Source organism: Baaleninema simplex PCC 7105, from assembly GCF_000332355.1.
Taxonomy (GTDB): Bacteria; Cyanobacteriota; Cyanobacteriia; order Cyanobacteriales; family Geitlerinemataceae; genus Baaleninema; species Baaleninema simplex.
The window spans coordinates 235942-237260 of record NZ_KB235958.1; the positions used below are offsets into that span (position 1 = coordinate 235942).

Annotated in this window: 2 protein-coding genes; one reads left to right on the forward strand and one right to left on the reverse strand. The window is 42.8% G+C overall.

Annotated features, from left to right (window positions below):
• Positions 1–131: 131 nt before the first annotated feature.
• A complete protein-coding gene (locus GEI7105_RS0102895; protein WP_017658984.1) occupies positions 132–701 on the forward strand; it encodes a Uma2 family endonuclease in 570 nt (189 codons plus the stop codon).
• 69 nt (positions 702–770) lie between these two features.
• Here GEI7105_RS0102895 and GEI7105_RS40910 read toward each other — a convergent pair whose 3' ends face one another.
• Positions 771–1070 (reverse strand): acyltransferase family protein, encoded by a 300-nt coding sequence (locus GEI7105_RS40910; protein ID WP_071591957.1) that lies wholly within the window; start codon positions 1068–1070, stop codon positions 771–773.
• Positions 1071–1319: the final 249 nt, after the last annotated feature.

Below are 1319 nucleotides of genomic sequence, written 5' to 3' on the forward strand. Positions count from 1 at the left end.
CCGCGATTCATCTACGCTTCAATCGGAGATTAGAAACGTAGGATTCTCGCGGTTCAGGCTAAAAAAAACGTTGCTGTAGCCGATCTGAAGAACGGACAATACACTGGAATGAAGAGCGATCGAGGTTAAATATGGAACGATCGACGATTAAGTGGAGTTTAGAAGATTATCACCAGATAATTCAAACGGGGTTGCTCGACGATCGCTCGGTGGAGTTGTTAGCTGGAGAAATCGTCGAACTGTCGCCAGAACGTGAACCTCATGCGTTTTTTAGTCGAAACGCCGGTCAATATCTCACTCGATTACTGGGCGATCGCGCCTTGGTGAGTCCCGCTAAACCCATCACGCTTCCCAACCAATCTGAACCGGAACCGGATATTGCTGTTGTCGAACCCCTCGGACGAGAGTATTTGACTCACCATCCTTATCCTGAAAATATCTTCTGGCTGATTGAATATGACAATACCAGTTTAGAGAAAGATTCAACTGTAAAATATCACATTTATGCTGAGGCAGGAATTCCAGAATATTGGCTGGCAAACCTACAAACTCGGGAGTTAATTGTTTACCGTCAACCCAGTCGGCGCAACTATGGCTCTAAAATGACGTTAAAAGAGGGGGAAATTTCACCGCTTGCTTTTCCCGATCTCACGATTCCCGTTGAAGCGATTATCGGTTACGATCGAATAGTGAGTGGTTGATGTTTGGGGGTAAAATTTCATTAGTTGTGCAAAATTATTTTTTGATAACAAGACAAGTTTTGGCTCTGACTACACGCCTAAAATATATCTTGAAACGGCTTTAGGCAAAAGTTTTTCAAGTCCGTAAAGAAATCCGATATTCATGGCTAAAATGCCGACAGACAAGATAAGAAACGAGGTAAAAATAGAGTCAGGAAATTGTCGAATTAATTTTTTTGAAAGTAGATCTACGAAAGGAGCGTGAATTAGGTAAATTGCAAAAGCATATCTCGAAAGGGTTTGTAGGGGTTTGAAGGAGCGATCGCACGGTAAACATCCTAAGAAAAATGCAACAGCGTAAATCTGAGAGGGAAATCTTAAAACCCACATTCCGCACTTCAACTTGTAGTACGCCAAGTAGCACGAGAAGGGGATGAAATTAGTCGGGAGTTGGTTAGGGATTAAGACCGAGAAAAAAGAAAAATTCGGGTAAAAATGACATCTTAGCGGTACTTAAACAAATTTCAAGCCCAAACCAAGCCAAAACGCGCTTTGTGAGCGGCAAACAGGTCTCGATTCTCGTTCAGCCATGCCACAAAACGAAAAGACATGGCTGTCCGAAAAGCCTCTAAAGCATCT